The sequence below is a fragment of the Bacteroidota bacterium genome, from assembly GCA_019637975.1.
GTDB lineage: Bacteria > Bacteroidota > Ignavibacteria > UBA10030 > UBA6906 > CAADGV01.
In genome coordinates this window covers 1-15376 of sequence record JAHBUR010000052.1, presented here as the reverse complement: position 1 = coordinate 15376, position 15376 = coordinate 1, and the positions used below count along the sequence as shown (strand labels likewise).

At 49.2% G+C, this 15376-nt stretch carries 16 protein-coding genes; 2 read left to right on the top strand and 14 right to left on the bottom strand.

The annotated features are described in order from the left end of the window. The 7 genes from KF749_17760 to KF749_17730 all read right to left on the bottom strand — a co-directional run. Positions 1-825: efflux RND transporter permease subunit (locus tag KF749_17760; protein ID MBX2993001.1), on the bottom strand; the 825-nt coding region annotated here is incomplete at its 3' end. Positions 826-895: 70 nt separating this feature from the next. Further along, positions 896-1969, bottom strand: coding sequence for an efflux RND transporter periplasmic adaptor subunit (locus tag KF749_17755; GenBank protein ID MBX2993000.1), 1074 nt, complete (start codon positions 1967-1969; stop codon positions 896-898). Positions 1970-1972: 3 nt separating this feature from the next. Next, the gene (locus KF749_17750; GenBank protein MBX2992999.1) at positions 1973-3358 is read right to left on the bottom strand and encodes a TolC family protein; all 1386 of its coding nucleotides are present in this window, start codon (positions 3356-3358) and stop codon (positions 1973-1975) included. A 13-nt stretch (positions 3359-3371) separates the two neighbouring features. Beyond that, a complete protein-coding gene (locus KF749_17745; protein MBX2992998.1) occupies positions 3372-3530 on the bottom strand; it encodes a hypothetical protein in 159 nt (52 codons plus the stop codon). Then, on the bottom strand, positions 3527-4159 hold the full coding sequence (locus tag KF749_17740) for a TetR/AcrR family transcriptional regulator (protein ID MBX2992997.1): 633 nt from the start codon (positions 4157-4159) through the stop codon (positions 3527-3529). The genes KF749_17745 and KF749_17740 overlap by 4 nt, the downstream gene beginning before the upstream one ends. A gap of 170 nt (positions 4160-4329) precedes the next feature. Continuing rightward, entirely contained in the window at positions 4330-4863 is a 534-nt protein-coding gene (locus KF749_17735; GenBank protein ID MBX2992996.1) for an adenine phosphoribosyltransferase, read from the bottom strand. Continuing rightward, on the bottom strand, positions 4857-5639 hold the full coding sequence (locus tag KF749_17730) for an enoyl-CoA hydratase/isomerase family protein (protein ID MBX2992995.1): 783 nt from the start codon (positions 5637-5639) through the stop codon (positions 4857-4859). The genes KF749_17735 and KF749_17730 overlap by 7 nt, the downstream gene beginning before the upstream one ends. Before the next feature lie 508 nt (positions 5640-6147). On the opposite strand from KF749_17730, the gene KF749_17725 reads away from it, so the two are divergent. Continuing rightward, on the top strand, positions 6148-7362 hold the full coding sequence (locus KF749_17725; protein ID MBX2992994.1) for a hypothetical protein: 1215 nt from the start codon (positions 6148-6150) through the stop codon (positions 7360-7362). Between the two features lie 75 nt (positions 7363-7437). On the opposite strand, the gene glnA is transcribed toward KF749_17725, so the two are convergent. From glnA to KF749_17690, 7 genes are all read right to left on the bottom strand, one after another. Further along, positions 7438-8868, bottom strand: a complete 1431-nt coding sequence (glnA, locus tag KF749_17720; GenBank protein ID MBX2992993.1) for a type I glutamate--ammonia ligase — start codon at positions 8866-8868, stop codon at positions 7438-7440. Between the two features lie 78 nt (positions 8869-8946). Continuing rightward, positions 8947-9405, bottom strand: a complete 459-nt coding sequence (locus KF749_17715) for an Lrp/AsnC family transcriptional regulator (GenBank protein ID MBX2992992.1) — start codon at positions 9403-9405, stop codon at positions 8947-8949. 296 nt (positions 9406-9701) lie between these two features. Then, positions 9702-10214 carry a hypothetical protein gene (locus KF749_17710; protein MBX2992991.1) on the bottom strand — a complete coding sequence of 171 codons (513 nt, stop codon included), beginning with the start codon at positions 10212-10214 and terminating at the stop codon, positions 9702-9704. A gap of 79 nt (positions 10215-10293) precedes the next feature. After that, positions 10294-10857 carry a GNAT family N-acetyltransferase gene (locus tag KF749_17705; protein MBX2992990.1) on the bottom strand — a complete coding sequence of 188 codons (564 nt, stop codon included), beginning with the start codon at positions 10855-10857 and terminating at the stop codon, positions 10294-10296. A gap of 67 nt (positions 10858-10924) precedes the next feature. Next, positions 10925-11749, bottom strand: coding sequence for a hypothetical protein (locus tag KF749_17700; GenBank protein ID MBX2992989.1), 825 nt, complete (start codon positions 11747-11749; stop codon positions 10925-10927). 516 nt (positions 11750-12265) lie between these two features. Then, positions 12266-12934, bottom strand: coding sequence for a serine hydrolase (locus KF749_17695; protein MBX2992988.1), 669 nt, complete (start codon positions 12932-12934; stop codon positions 12266-12268). Beyond that, positions 12918-13550 (bottom strand): AAA family ATPase, encoded by a 633-nt coding sequence (locus tag KF749_17690; protein ID MBX2992987.1) that lies wholly within the window; start codon positions 13548-13550, stop codon positions 12918-12920. The genes KF749_17695 and KF749_17690 overlap by 17 nt, the downstream gene beginning before the upstream one ends. Before the next feature lie 298 nt (positions 13551-13848). Between KF749_17690 and KF749_17685 the strand changes: the two genes are divergently transcribed. After that, positions 13849-14970: an IS110 family transposase gene (locus tag KF749_17685; GenBank protein ID MBX2992986.1), complete on the top strand. Its 1122-nt coding sequence runs from the start codon at positions 13849-13851 to the stop codon at positions 14968-14970. The last annotated feature ends 406 nt before the right edge of the window (positions 14971-15376 follow it).

Sequence of the window (15376 nt, the reverse complement as noted above, 5' to 3'; positions counted from 1 at the left end):
GTTGCCGTTAAGCCGTGCGTAGGTTTTTCTATCTTCAAATGATGCATACACCCGGGCAACATCGCGGACATAGATCGGCTTGCCCCCTTGAAGCTTGATGACAATATCCTCGATTGGTTTCACATCCTTGTACTCACCGGGAACACGGACGGAATAGTTGATCTCTTTCGTGTCAACAGAACCGCCGGGAATCGAGACATTCTCATTCTTGATTGCGTTGACCACATCATCGAACCCGATCTTGTAGGCATTCAGGAGATTCACGTCACAATTCACCTGCACCTCGGGCTCAAGTCCGCCCGTTACGTCGGCACGCAACACCCCCGGTATTATCTCGATCTTCTCTTTCAGATCGTCAGCAACCTTCTTCAGTCGAGCAACGCCATAGGGTCCGCCGACATTCACAAACATGATCGGAAATTCACTAATGTTGATTTCCGTGACGACAGGGTCGAGAATATCGGTCGGGAGCTCATTGCGCGTCGAGTTCACCTTGTCCCGAACACGTCGCAACGCTTCGTCGATATCAACTCCTATCTCAAACTCCACGCTTACTGTGGAAAGTCCCTCTTTCGAGGCGGAGGTAATCGTCTTCACATCCTTTATGCCTTTGAGTGCGCGCTCCAGAGGTTGCGTAACGAGTCCCTCTATGTCGGCTGTCGCGACGCCGATGTACGGTACTGTAACAATGATGTACGGAATTTTTACGTCGGGAGCGGCTTCTCGGGGAAGTCCCTGGTATGCATTCCATCCTATCATCACAATCAGAAGAATGAAGATGTACACCGCGACCTTGTTGTCAACTGCTATGTTTGAAAGACGCATCGTTTTCTTTCAGTCAGATTTGTCAGAAGTATGTATCAGTCTGGTTGTTTCATGAGACGACGCCTGTTCCTTACTTTGTATGGGTTTCCGTTGCCACGACAGACTGTCCGTCGATGACGTCGGTGAACCCGGCAGTAATGACCCGGTCTCCCGCTTCCAAGCCTGAAAGAATCTCCACATAACTCTCGTGACGGCCGCCGAGTTGCACAATGCGTTCCTTTGCTTTCCCGTTCTGCTCAATGAACACAACCATCTTATTTCGGTCGAGTTGTTGGACGATACTCTCTTCTATCAACAATGCTTCCTTTTGTGCCGAGAGAGAGAGTTGTGTTTTTGCTATCATCTCCGGTTTGAGCATGAGGTTTGGATTTGCAATCACTGCTTCGACCGGAAACGTACGGTTGTCGGGAGAAATTGCAGCACCGACAAATGATATCGTGCCGGTGAAGAGTTTTCCCGGAAACGCCAGCACCGACAAGCTAATCTGTGTACCCAACTTGATGCTGCCCGCGTACCGTTCTGGTATGTTGACAGCAATCTTCACCCTGTTGATATTCACTACACGTGCAATCGGAACTCCCGGTGGAGCCATCTCACCAACATCAGCATATCGCTCATCAAGAATTCCGCCAACAGGAGTCTTGATGCGAGTCCGTTCCCACCGGCCCCGCGCAAGTTCGGCTTGTGCCTTTGCCGCATCACGTCCGTATTCCGTTGTGCGGAGTTGCCATTCGCTTACCGCCTGTTCAGTATACACCTGCTGTTGCTTCTGCAACGTCAATTCCGCGGATTTGTATTGTGCAAGGGCAGCGTCATAGGCAGGCTTTATTACATCGTCAGTGAGAAGGACGATAACGGCATCTTTCGGAACAGACTGTCCCTTTGCGTACTTCCACTCCTTCACGACGCCACCCTCTTCGGGAGAAATCACAATGTCGTCGTAAGCCTTTATTGAGCCGCTGAGTTGCAGCGTTTCCGAAAACAATCTCGGCTTCAGTTCTTGAACTTGTACCGGAACATCACTTCCGGTGGTTCTCACCTTGTTTTCGTTGGAGGTGTCGGCATTGCTATCGCCACATCCGAAAGCGAACAGACACATGCCTGCAATCAATACTCCGTGAAAAAGGATACGTCTCGTATTCATCGGTCATTCCTCATATTCAGATGAAATATAGTGCGGAGCCCTTCCGAGCAATTGGTCAAGTTCCATCGAGGCAACGTGGTAATCGTAGACAGCCTGCGTACGATTGGTTTTGGCAGTTGTTAACGCCAATTGTGCATCCGTTACTTCGAGTTGTGTTCCGCTTCCGCTGTTGAACCGCGTAGCGGCAATGCGGTATCCTTGTTCAGCGAGTTCAACTGTTCTGCCTTGGGCTTCCACGCGCTCCCGGGCTCGCTTCAGTGACATCAAGGTCGAGTGTACTGCTGTTTGCAAGCTAATTTCCGTCTTCTGAATACTCTCTTGTGTCTTCCGCGTTTCCAGCTCGGCCTGTTCAACTCGAGCTCCAGTTCTTAATCCGTTGAAGATATTGAGTGTGAGAGAGAGACCCACAACGGAACTTCTCACAACATCGTGAGTTGAAATTCGCAAATCATTCTTTTGAGCTTGAAATTGATAGTTGCCGAAAGCCGCGAGACTTGGGAGATACTCGGACCGCTCGATGGCCGTAAATGCATTATTCACATCTTCCTGATAGCGCAACGCGATGAGTCCTGGGTTTTCTTTCAACACAGTGCGGGGCGCCTCTTCCAGGATTCCATCTTCCACGGGCTTGAATTCAAGCGTTCCTTCCACTTCAATGGATTGATCAAACGGAATTCCCAAGGCCAGTTTCAGGCCGTTGATAGCAAGTTCCAGGTTGCCTTCAGCCCTGATGACTTCCGGACGCACGTTGGCCAATCCCACCTCGGCACGAAGTTTTTCATACTCCGAAATGAGTCCTTGCGCTGCAAGTACGCTCGCATTTCTGAAATTATCCTCGGCATTCTTCAAGTTGGCGTCGAGCATCGTTTTGACCTCTGCTGCGAGAAGAACGCCATAGAGTGCCTTTCGAGCAGTGGTGACAGTTTCCAGCAGTTTCGACCGGTATACTTCGCGCGCTGCCCGTGAGTAGATCTTCGCCGTTCCGACTCCGGTAAACACGGCCGAGTTGAACAGGACTTGTGACACTGTCATTGTCAGATCGAATGAATTGTCCGAGCCGATTTCGATTGCCGTCACTTCACCGCGTTTGCTGGCAGCGGAATCGAAAATGTTCGGAAAGAAAAATACAGGCTTCTTGATTGCCCGTGTGTACCTGCCCGAAAGGTCAATACTCGGCAAGGCGTACCCCCACGCTTCACGGACCTGGGCGTCAGCTTTTCCGACTTCATGCCTTGCCGCTGCAAGTTCATGATTGTTCGTGACTGCACGTCGAACAGCGTCCTCGATGGACAGGCGTTGTGTTCCCCCCGTCTGAGCGGGGGCGGAAATCGACAAAACAATGGTCATCGTCAATACAGACAGGCAGTATTTCAACAGACACGTTCTCATAGCTCTTGTTTCATCAAATCGGGGGTTGTTGAAAGTTCATGGCGTAATGATGGAACATCACACGAAACAGATGGTACTTCAGCGAAGGATCACCAAAGAACAGTTGCGGTACTTTGCTGCCGGAAGGAAAGCAAGAAACGATACGTCGCTTTGCCCAATTGGTTGCTTTCATGCAACCTCACAGCCTTCAAAAAACAATTGAACAAGAAAACGGGCATCGCGTTCTGGCTCGAATCCTGCAAGTCCGTTTCCTTCAAACGATCTGCGCAGCGTTCTGTTATGCACCATCCCCAGAAACACAAACGCCAGTTCGATAGGTTCTTCGCGAACAATCGTGCGCTTGTTTATCTCCCTTTTAAGTGCCGAGCCCAGAATTTCCGCTATACTGCGAAGCCGCTGCATAATTGGCACGAGATGAACCTCTAACTGCATCCGGTTCAACTCGCGGGCGAGGATTCGTTGAAGATCTTCATTCTTCTTATGATACTCCATCGTTTGGATCGCATATCGCAGAAACCGCTCACGTAACGACCCTCCACCCTCCATAGCCGCTTGCGCTATCCGTGCAAGATCGTCGAGCATCGAGGATACTATCTCCCGAAACAATGTTTCCTTGCTGTCAAAATAATTGTACAACGTCCCCTTCGCGAATTCGGCCTTCGCCGCAATCTCGTCCAATGTTGCATGGTCGTAGCCTTTCTGGGCAAATACTTGTCGGGCAGCGTTTACAATCTCCTGCCGCTTCGCCAGACGCTCACGCTCTTTTCTCACCAATGGCTGCCGGACTAAGTCGTTCATCATTACCTATCCTTGATGGCATAATGAAGGAGTCTCGCAGTGAACCACCAGTTCACTTACTGAACTCTTTAGTCATAATGTATACTGAATCGTCAACGGAAGCAACTACGTGTCAAAAAAAAGCCACGCTTTGGCGTGGCTGTGGAAGGATTCTACATCTGATTCATGGTACTTTATTCGCTGTCATAAGTGATAACTGAGAATACGTCATATGCCTGTAGTCGTTCACGAGCATTAAGAAATGTCAGTTCGATAAGAAAGCCGAGACTCACAATCGTTGCACCAAGACGTTCCACCAATGTTGCTGTGGCGAGTATTGTCCCTCCGGTTGCGAGTAAATCATCAACGATAAGGACACGATCCTCGGCGGAAATTGCATCTTTGTGAATTTCCACGGCATCAGTTCCGTACTCCAGTTTGTATTCTTCGCGGATTGTCTCCGCCGGAAGTTTCTTCGGTTTGCGGACAGGAACGAAGCCTGCCCCAAGAGTGTATGCAAGAGGCGCCCCGAAGATGAACCCTCGCGATTCCACGCTGACAACTTTGGAGATGTCCTTCGATCGATAGTGTTCGTGCAGAATGTCAATGGCCCGGTTGAAGGCAACACGATCTTTCAGCAGAGTTGTGATGTCACGGAAGACAATCCCTTTTTTCGGAAAGTCGGGAATGCTTCGTATGGACGTGATCAGGTCCGGAGTTCCTACCATTGTAATTTTTCCTTGTTGAGAAAAGCCGCAATTCCCTCCTTGCAATCAGGCGTCATCCGGGCAGCGGCGTTCATGTTTGCTGCAAAATCAATGGCTTCCATGAGATTCAATCCATGCAGTTTCGACAGCATTTCCTTGCATAATCCCATCGCATGAAGGCTGTTGTTCTGCAAAAGATCACTCACTAACTTCTCTATCGTCGGCTCAAACGAGATAGCCGGCACAGTTATGTTTACCAGACCGATTGCGGCGGCTTCTTGTGCAGAAAGCGTGTGCCCGCGCAGCACCAACTCGCGTGCCTTACCCTCGCCAACGCGCTTGATGAGGAAGACCAGCACAATAGCGGGAATGAATCCGATTCGAACCTCCGTATAGCCGAACGAGGCGTTTTCCTCCGATGCAATCACGATGTCGCATACGCTCGCGAGTCCGCAGCCGCCTGCAAGTGCCGGGCCGTGAACGGCGGCAATTACAGGTTTTCTGAGTTCGTAGATTGTTTTGAAGAGATGGGCAAGTTTCGTCGAGTCTGCGCGGTTTTCTTCAAGGTCATACTTCGCTATCCGGCTGAGATACTCGAGGTCAGCCCCGGCGCAAAATGCCGGACCCGCCCCGCGCAAGGTGATCACCTTCACGTTCTGGTCGCGTGCCGCTTGCTGAAAAGCGGCGCCAAGTTCGCCAACCATCGCATCGTCCAGCGCGTTCCGCTTTTCCGGACGGTTCAGCGTGATTGTTGCTTTTCGATTGGACGCTTCGTAGAGAAGTCGGGAGAATTGCATGGCTCAAAATAGGAAGAAGCAGTTGCAAAAACAAGAAACCGGCAACTCACAGCTTCCCTCTGCTATCCAGGACTCGCCATCCGAACAACTGTATGGAAGAATTCCGCCATGAAGGTAAAAGAAGAAGAGTGTAATCCCGAGTCCGAACGCATACATAATAAGCATAGCACGGGCCCAATTCTGTTTATGTACATTCGTGTTGTTGTCAACTGCCCACACAATCAGAAGAATGAATCCGACGAGCTGGAGTAACTGACTAACGATCCACGACTTCGGCGACATGGGAGATGTATCGGACTGTGTAGTGATTGGCGAGAACGCGTTGCCCGACGGGTGTTCCGGTTCATGACTTCTCCTGGCTGTTAGTGTATCCTCTAACTCCAATCAAGGAAGGGAGTTGCCGGACACTCTTTACATTCCGGAAACCTAAATACAATTGACACATTTCTGCACTTGCATCCAACACATTTTCCGATGTATAATGAGAATAGCACTATGTGGAGAGTGAATGAGATACAATGCAGGAATATCCCGTCTTCAGAAAGACCCACGGTACCACGACGCAAAAGACGCGCTGTGGAGCATTCTTCACCATCGCGTTCCGTCAGATGCAACGCTTGCGCGGGTCTTTGGGACGGATAAATCGCGATTCGTGAGGCTTCTGGTTGGAGATTTCATTTCGAAGAATCCGCATACCGGAAAAAAACCGCGGACACATGACAACGCCGCTCCGACTGAAATCGGAGATAAACGATCCGACCTTGAGAAGAAAGAATCGTATCAACGCAGTCAACTGCGCCTGCTGCAATGGCAGGTTCCCGACCTGACGGATCTGACGGATTTGTACGGCATATACGCGCCAGCAGTCCAGAAGGTTCTTCAATTGTTCCTCGATTCGGGACTCAAGCGAAAATGTGGTATTTCAACGGCTGCGCATCTCAATCGAGTCGGTGCATTGACCGGTGCGATGGGAATTGATGATGACACCACCCGGCGCTACAGCGCCATTGGTGCCTTGCATGATTGTATTGAAGATTTGCTCAACCGTGTACGGAATGCGAAAGGCAAAGTGTACGGGCTCTCGGGGTACGACAAGTTTCTTGATGCGCATATCCCGACCGAGTTGCAAACCTCCGTTGTTCAACTCACCAATCACTACGACCTCATCCTCGAGCATATCCACACCGACCTGACACGGAATGAACGGCTTTTTACGCAGAAAACAGTTCTTCCGTTTCTCGAAAAAATGATGCGACGCGGGTTGCCCGAATTGGTCAGCTACGTTTCACGCATGCACGACGTTCTTTCAAAGGTTGATCCGGACAGGAGTTTCGCAGAGTCGGCAAAATGGGTTCTGTACAAGGAGTTGTATATTCACGACATGGCGCAAACAACACATCAGATGAGCAATTACCGCACATACGAGATAAAAGCGATTGACTTGTCGGATAATGCCCATGGCAGGGACGCCCTGGCGATGGCCGGCAGAATCAAGAACTTGATTAAGATGGATATGTGGGCGCGTGAAGGCTATGCCCTTAAGTCCTCCTGGCGGCCGCTGAACAATCACATTGCGGAACTTGAAGAAGATGCTCTTGTTCATGCGGAACATCTGTTGATTCGTGATTTCCTCGAAGGTGCTTCAACTCTCGATTTCGTCAGCTCCGCCCTCATCAAGATCAACGATCTTTCCCCTGTATTCTATGTTGACGATACTCCGTAGAACTCCATGAAAAGAAAAACCGTCATGCATGCAGCATGCATGACGGCAGTTCAACAAACGAGTTCTTCCGTACAATCAACAATCGAAGTACAGCCCGAACTCGTATGGATGCGGCCGCAAAGCCATTGCCTTGACTTCCTTCTCCATTTTGTACGTAATCCACGTTTCGATAACGTCATGCGTAAATACATCCCCTCGACGCAGAAAATCGTGATCACGTTCAAGGGCCTTGATGGCCTGTTCCAGCGAACCGGGTGTTGACGGCACGTTCTTCAATTCTTCCGGAGCCATGTCATAGATATCTTTGTCCAGCGGATCTCCCGGATCTATCTTGTTGATAATGCCGTCAAGTCCGGCCAGCAACATTGCAGCAAATTGCAGATATGGATTTCCCGACGCATCAGGACACCGGAACTCGATGCGCTTGGATTTCGGGCTTGACGAGTACATCGGGATGCGAACCGAAGCACTCCGGTTTCGCTGTGAATAGGCAAGGTTCACGGGGGCTTCGAATCCCGGCACAAGCCGCTTGTACGAATTCGTCGTCGGGTTGGTGAACGCGCACAATGCCGGTGCATGTTTCAATAATCCGCCGATATAGTACAACGCCATTTCGCTCAGGTTTGCATAACCGTTCCCGTAGAACAACGGCTTGCCCCCCTTCCACAAACTTTGATGCACGTGCATTCCTGAACCGTTGTCTCCAAAAATCGGCTTCGGCATGAATGTAGCGGTTTTGCCTCGTGCAACTGCCGTATTCTTGATGATGTATTTGAACAGCATCATATCATCGGCATGTTTCAAGAGTGAGGCAAACTTCAGATCAATCTCTGCTTGCCCGCCGCTGGCTACCTCATGATGCTGCGTTTCGACATCAAGCCCCACTCCCATCATGTTCAACACCATTTCATTGCGCAGATCCATTAAGTGATCTGTAGGCGGAGCGGGATAATATCCTTCCTTGTAGCGCGGCTTGTAGCCAAGGTTGGGCATTTCGTCACGTCCCGAATTCCAGCGTCCTTCGATGGAATCGACATGGTAGTAGCTGCTGTGTCCTTGCGTGTCAAAGCGTATATCATCAAAAATGAAGAACTCGGCCTCGGCTCCCATGAATGCCGTGTCAGCGATGCCTGTTGACTGCAAATACTGTTCGGCCTTGTGCGCAATGCCGCGGGCACAACGGCTGAATCGCTCTTTCGTCAACGGATCGAATATTTCACAAATGAAACTGACCGTCTTCACCTGGACAAACGGATCGATGATGGCTGTTCTCGGGTCGGGCATCATCAACATATCGCTCTCGTTGATTGCTTTGAAGCCTCGGATGGACGAGCCGTCAAATCCGAATCCCTCCTGAAACGACGATTCTTCCAGCCGATGAACAGGCACTGTCACGTGCTGCCATACCCCGAGAAGATCCACAAATTTGAAATCGACCATTTGCACGCCATTGTCCTTGATCATCTTGAAGACGTTGGCGGTTGCCGATGCACCTTTTTTAGCCATGATTTCCCCGTGTGTTAATGAATGATTGGATTGTAGGTTGCCGCTTTTATGATCGTTCTTCGAACAGCACGTAATTTCTCATCTTCCCGCCTCAGCTTTGATGTAAAACGATTCTTTCGATGTCGAGAGGACGAGACTTGTTCTCGTGCTCACCACTCCGTTCCATGCCTGAATCTTCGCAAGAAGTTTTTCAAGAGACTCAGTGTTCTTCGTTCTGATTTTCAGAAGATGCGACCCTTCTCCTGTTATGGCATGACATTCCAGAATATCATCCACATGCCGTGCATGATCAAGAAAGGCATTGAAGTGCTTTGATGAATCGACCCGCACAAATATGAAGGCGGTAATATCCTTCCCCAACTTCTTGTGATCGACGGTCGCGAGATATCCTGTAATGACGCCGTTTTCCTCAAGTTTTTTCAGCCTGTCGCTGACTGAAGGAAGCGAAAGGCCGACTGCTTCGGCAAGATCGTTTCGTTTCGTTCTACCATTTTTCTGAAGGATTTCAATCAGTTTTACATCAATCTCATCAAGCATGGAAAGCAGCGATCTTTAGTATAGTCGGTATTAGAAGATATATGCCTTATTTAGTAAGGCATAGAACAAATTACGGCTTGCAATATAAGGCAGGAATTCATATTTGTCAAGCCTTTTTTTAAACCCGTGATACAGAATAACCGGTTCAGAACTGTACAACGTGGAAAGGGTCAAACGGCTGTTGTGCGTGGGACTGGAAGGAGAAACTACCTACAGAGGTTGCGCGCGTGTTGATGTACCAAGGTTGGTATGCTCGGACTTGACGGGTTTCCCTTCTTGGCGGAAGTATCCGACTTTCATCCTTCCTTTTCTTTTGAGGCGGTCGTCCTCCCAAGCAGATAGCCTGCAATCGTTCCGAACAAACCCATTGCAGGCGCGATTTGGTCATTGCTGTACCCTGCGGTAATCAGGAACAATGTGGCACCGATAATAATCGTGACGAGCACTCCGCGATACGACATATCGGGGTTCAGAAGTTTCGAGCGAATCAACCACACCTGACCAATCATCATGATCAGTGTGAATCCCAGAACCATCACCGACAACCAAAACTCGAAACTCGACATTGGATCCGGCCCCTCGCGTGCGGGAACCTGTTTGCTTGTCGGAGGCGATACTATCTCTCCCCCGCTGCTGATCGTGCCGGTATCTTTCAGTACAGAACTTGCCTGCTCCGTAACTGTTTTTGTCGGAGATTGTCGTTTCGGCGACATTGTGACGACTGAGTCCGTTCGCGCCAGCCGTTCGGGCATCATTTGCCCCGATGCTACGACAGGTAAGAACAAAGCGAACAAAAGAATCTTTCGCATTGCAGTTTCTCCTTTAAAAGGGCGAGTATACTCTCTGTACCGATATTTTTGATTTCTCACTTCAGTGTTGTACAGGATGTCACGTTTCTGCTAGTCTGAGCGCCTCCCATTCCCTCTTGAGCATGGCAAATTGAAGCTCGCTTCCCCACTTTCCCTTAAAGAAGAGGCTCTCCACAAAATGCCCTTCCTGTCTGAACCCCAGGCTTTTCAGAAGTTGTATCGATGCAGCGTTCTCAGCGTCCACCGTTTCAACAACGCGATGAACATGTTGTGTGTCGAACAAAAACGACAGGACTCCATTCAGCGTCTCTTTGGCAAAACCCCTTCGTTGTTCGCGGTGGGAGATTGTAATGCCGATTTCAGCGATTCTTGCGTCGTCTATTTTAAGCCGTATTGCGCAATCGCCAATGATCTTTCCCGTTTCCTTCATCTCAATCCCATACTGAACCCACTCACCCGCAATACCGAATGCTTTGTTGTACTGCATTTTTATGAACTCCGCCGATTGCTCTTGAGTCATTACATCAAACATCTGATATTTCGTTACTTCTGGATTCGAACGGTAGCTGTGGAAATCTGCCAGATCTGATGGCCTTAGATTTCGTATCCTGAGTCTGGAAGTGGTTATGCTTATTGTCTGCATCGGATAGTTCTGCTGCGGGCTTCTTCAACTTTGTAAAGGTAGCTGGTCAATGGGATAGCCGTACTGATCAATTCTTGAAATCAAGTCTGCCAATAAGATATTGAGAATACCACTCCTTCTGCTCGATTTGGTGATTTGCTTGTAGCACAAAACAGACGTACTGGTTGCCGTTCATCTCAAAAAATACATGCTTCTTCTTGACAACCTCCCGGTCAGTACAATCGTCGCACGCGGGTTCATTCGTGGCTGCTGTGCGGATATGAAACGAGCCTCCTTCAACAACAACCTTGAACGGGTACTTGCTTGTGCTGAATTCGCGGGGATTTCCATACGGATACAACATAACAATGTCGGCTTCGTGAATTCGCGTCGGTTTGTTGCTAAGCACTGTGTCGGCAAAACCGAGGACAGTGCTCCCTTTTTTGATGAGAAACCTGCTTCCCCTCTCCGGCTCCAAGGTGTATTCGTTGTTTCTCAGAGTCTCGTAATCGCCCGGTGAAATCCGGAAAGAATCCCGCACACCGGTGCTGCTCATGATGGTTACCGTATCGGGATTGCCGTTGTCCATCCTGACAGGATACCAGCGCGTTCGCTCCGGCATCGAAACAACAATGCTCTCCTGCAGGACAAACACCTGTGTATTCAGAAACCAAATGGATGCAATAATGAAGGCAGCCGAACCGCCAAGCTTCAGGAATCCCATTCGAAAACTGGTTTCCTGGGCAATGCCCCCAAGAAACCGGTAAACGATGCATGATAGGGCAAATGCAGCAAAGAAGGCGCTGAGAGGTTTGCCGCCATCCTGAAAGAAAAAGATGGAACACCCGATCAATCCGACTGCAATCAAGACGACGAGGACAAAATCCTCAAGGTTTTTCTTATCAACTGACATGGCAGTTACGGTCCGGGATTGTGAATAATAGCGACGTTCCGCTCGATTGGAAGAGGTAAAGCCGACAAAAGATCATGCAAATGAGGCGAAAACCCGACGCAGAGTCAAGTGGTTGGTGTGTGCGCGTTGACTTATAACAAACGTAACCGAATAGAGGTGCTCGAGAAGTCGTTGCCTCACTGATCTTCGCCGCGTCTTTCGTCCATGGGTAATACTCCTCTCTGGTTATGAAGATACTGGTTTATCTTCATATCCGAAAATTTTAGGGGAAGAGCAGATGTCCAACGTCAATACACCGTTCGGAGCATCTTCGTCAAGAGAGTATACCGGGTGGTTCACACACAAGTAGGCAACCGTTGAATCAATGACAAGATCTAAACAGATGATTGGAACCGAATGTATCCACTGCATTTTCCCTTCATTATTGGTTCAAGTCGACACACAGTTGGCGCTGTAATGCGTTCGTGCAGTCTCGGCTGTGGTTCCGTCGAATTGTTTGCGGGCCCCGACTCACATCTAATTTACCACAGCGGGATAAACAAAATCAAAATAAATATCCCATGAGCTCTTCCGGAGATCGCTTTGATCATAATTGCCGGCCGTAATTACAAGAACCAAGTCAAATTGTTTATCTATTACAACTATTTGCCCCCCATTTCCTTGGCATTGAATCCAGGATACCTCTTGCCCTTCAACAATCTCGGTGGGTATCCAGAACTGATTGCTGTATCCGGTATGGTAAGTAGAATCGCTGTATGGAGTGGCTATTTGACTCCGTGAAGTTTGTGCCACCAGATGTGATGGAATAATCTGTTTCCCATTCCACATTCCATCGTTCAAAAACAGCAATCCAAACTTTGCCAAATCTCTTGAGCGCAATCTTAATCCCGAAGCCGCTGAAGGTGTTCCGTCCTTAATGGCTACCCAGGTATATTTTGTAATGCCCAGGGGCTTAAACAAGTATTCATAAGTAAATGTATCCACGTGCATCCCTGTTGCACGTTCTATAATTGCCGCAAGGAGTTGTGTACAGCCGCCGTTATACTTGAATGTTGTGCCGGGTATATCTGTTAATCTCCGGCCAAGGACAAAATCAATGGCATCCGGAGAGTTGTTCATTCTTCTTTCACTGTTCATAGTATCAGCATAGGAAATGTCTTCATCCCACTCAAGATCCGCACTCATGTTCAGCAGGTGTTGTATCGAATTCAGTAAAATGCGTCTTGAGTTGGTCTATTCCTAATGTAGAAAGGTAGTCAGGTTTCGTTGGTACAAGCAAATGATCACTTGCAACGATAGCATTCTTGGTCACAATGTTGAAATTCGGCGGGCAATCAATCAAGACATAATCGTAGCGATTGGGATCCAGAGTACTCAAACCTTGCTTGAGTCGAGAATGAACCCTGAGGAAATTGTTGCGTAAATCTCTCGCAGTTCCTCCGACTAAACGAGTGGCGAGTTCAAGGTCAACGTTGATTAGAGCAAGGTGGGAACAAATCACGTCAACATGCCCTTTTAGTCCGACGCTGTTGACTCTGTTAGGGCGAACGATGAGATTTGACAAGTCGAGGTCAGAGTCCCTGTCAATGAAGGCATCGTACCAGTTCTTAATAGTCTTTGTCTTCTCATAGTTGTCACGCCATTCGTCAACGGAAAAATAGGAAAATGTAAGGCTCGCTTGTGGATCGAGATCGATTGCCAATACATTATGCCCACGATAAGCGAGTTCAGCCGCAAGGTTGGCGCTGATTGTTGTTTTGCCGACTCCACCTTTGTAGTTGATTATCGAAATTGTCTGCATTATTCAGTCCCCTTTTTTGTTGATGAGATGAGATTGCGTGCTGTCGTATAACGTTTTCGCAAACTATGCCGCCACGCCGACCAACATCTATAACAGACGGCGTGGTGGAGTGAACACAACTAAATCGAGAGAGTGCCAGCATGAAGCGTAAGCCTTACCAAATGAGTGAACGTCATAGTTTGAACGTCATAGTTTGTCGTTGATATTTACTAAAAGGTCTCCCGTGAGTCTGGAAAAATGCGTACGATTGATTTCCACACCAATCAACAGATTCTTCACGAACTCACAGGAGGACGCCATGTTGTATACAGGAATTGACTTGCATCGCCGTTCGATGGTGCTATGCACGGTCGACGAACAGGGAACAGTTATTATGCGCCAGACGATGAAGACTCAACCCGAAGTCGTGATGTCGTACTTCGCACAGTGGCCAGCACAAGACCAACACGCTGTGGTGGAGTCCACCACCGGATGGTACTGGCTGTGCGATCTATTACACTCGCTCGGCATACGTATCGTGCTCGCTCACGCAAAGTATCTCAAAGCCATTTCATATGCAAAAGTGAAAACCGATGCTGTTGACGCACACACGCTCGCACAACTTTTGCGGCTGGGCTACATCCCTGAAGCCTATCAACTCCCGCCGGAGTATCGTGCCATGCGCGATCTGTTGCGGCAGCGTATGGTCATGGAACACAAGCGGACGAACATCATTCTGCGCATCAGCAGCATTCTGGCACAATTCAATACGCGCCTTGAGGTTTCTCCCTCCCTGGTCGGGTTTGCAACGTTCCTCGAGCACTGTTCCGTGCCTGTCGAGTATCGTATGACGCTGTTGATGTATCACCGCCAATGCATGCAAGCCACCGAGCACCGGAAGCAACTGGAGAAGTATTTCAAAACAAAACTCCGACCCACGCCAACCGTGCAACTGTTAATGTCGATCCCCGGGATCGGCGACATCACAGGGTCGATCATTGCGATGGAAACCGGTGATGTCTGCCGCTTTGCCGATGCCCGACATTACTGCTCGTATTGTCGATTGGTCCCCGGTGCCAAAGATTCCGGAAGAAAACACGCGCACCGCTCGGGATCCAAAGATGGCAACAAGTATCTCAAGTACGCGTTCACTGAGGCAGCCATCAAGGCGATGATGTACTACCCGGAGATCAAGCAGTTCGCTACTCGCCTGGAAGAACGATCCACCAAAGCCATCGCCCGTACCGTTGTTGCCAAAGAACTTGCTAAGATTACGTACTATGTCTTAACTCGACATCAAGAATTCAGAACATTCAAAGGCGTTGCGATCGAGAAACTTCGTGACTGGCCTCGTGCCCGTAAGCCCGTGCGCATAACTGAAGGCAGGCCGGCTGGTGTTGTCGGAGACCATGCCGGAATAACCTGTCCTTCGCTAGTTTGATTGGGATACGAGCACTCGTGCCGACCTAATATCTGGGACATGCAATCGAGCTACCGACGCTCGTTGCGCTCACAAGCCCGCTAAAGTGTTTGGGACAGTCAGTCACTGAAAGAACCCCTCGCTCACGTGATACGAGGTTCGGCCGTCAGTGGAAACTATCGTCGTATGTCGTCAATTCCGCTACCCGTCGTTGCTTCACTTCGACTCGGGAGATCTCTGTCTCTTGACTTTGACCTTTTATAAAGTGTTATGCGCCGTTGTTTTGCTTGTTGAGCCATCACCCAATCCACCTTACGTCGACTGAATTGGAGCAGTTGCAGCGGCCCCAACTCTCTTGCGAAGTAGACGAGTGAGTGTTAGGACGAAAGCCATTCCGGCAACAAAAGCAGCAGCAATACGACTTTGC

Excerpts from the sequence above, each read along its gene's own strand:
- KF749_17740 (MBX2992997.1), bottom strand. The coding sequence starts at position 4,159 with ATGATGAACGACTTAGTCCGGCAGCCATTGGTGAGAAAAGAGCGTGAG.
- KF749_17715 (MBX2992992.1), bottom strand. The coding sequence starts at position 9,405 with ATGCTTGATGAGATTGATGTAAAACTGATTGAAATCCTTCAGAAAAAT.
- KF749_17705 (MBX2992990.1), bottom strand. The coding sequence starts at position 10,857 with ATGCAGACAATAAGCATAACCACTTCCAGACTCAGGATACGAAATCTA.
- KF749_17695 (MBX2992988.1), bottom strand. The coding sequence starts at position 12,934 with ATGAGTGCGGATCTTGAGTGGGATGAAGACATTTCCTATGCTGATACT.
- KF749_17685 (MBX2992986.1), top strand. The coding sequence starts at position 13,849 with ATGTTGTATACAGGAATTGACTTGCATCGCCGTTCGATGGTGCTATGC.
- KF749_17690 (MBX2992987.1), bottom strand. The coding sequence starts at position 13,550 with ATGCAGACAATTTCGATAATCAACTACAAAGGTGGAGTCGGCAAAACA.
- KF749_17725 (MBX2992994.1), top strand. The coding sequence starts at position 6,148 with ATGAGATACAATGCAGGAATATCCCGTCTTCAGAAAGACCCACGGTAC.
- KF749_17755 (MBX2993000.1), bottom strand. The coding sequence starts at position 1,969 with ATGAATACGAGACGTATCCTTTTTCACGGAGTATTGATTGCAGGCATG.
- KF749_17735 (MBX2992996.1), bottom strand. The coding sequence starts at position 4,863 with ATGGTAGGAACTCCGGACCTGATCACGTCCATACGAAGCATTCCCGAC.
- KF749_17750 (MBX2992999.1), bottom strand. The coding sequence starts at position 3,358 with ATGAGAACGTGTCTGTTGAAATACTGCCTGTCTGTATTGACGATGACC.
- KF749_17730 (MBX2992995.1), bottom strand. The coding sequence starts at position 5,639 with ATGCAATTCTCCCGACTTCTCTACGAAGCGTCCAATCGAAAAGCAACA.
- KF749_17700 (MBX2992989.1), bottom strand. The coding sequence starts at position 11,749 with ATGTCAGTTGATAAGAAAAACCTTGAGGATTTTGTCCTCGTCGTCTTG.
- KF749_17745 (MBX2992998.1), bottom strand. The coding sequence starts at position 3,530 with ATGAAAGCAACCAATTGGGCAAAGCGACGTATCGTTTCTTGCTTTCCT.
- KF749_17710 (MBX2992991.1), bottom strand. The coding sequence starts at position 10,214 with ATGCGAAAGATTCTTTTGTTCGCTTTGTTCTTACCTGTCGTAGCATCG.
- glnA (MBX2992993.1), bottom strand. The coding sequence starts at position 8,868 with ATGGCTAAAAAAGGTGCATCGGCAACCGCCAACGTCTTCAAGATGATC.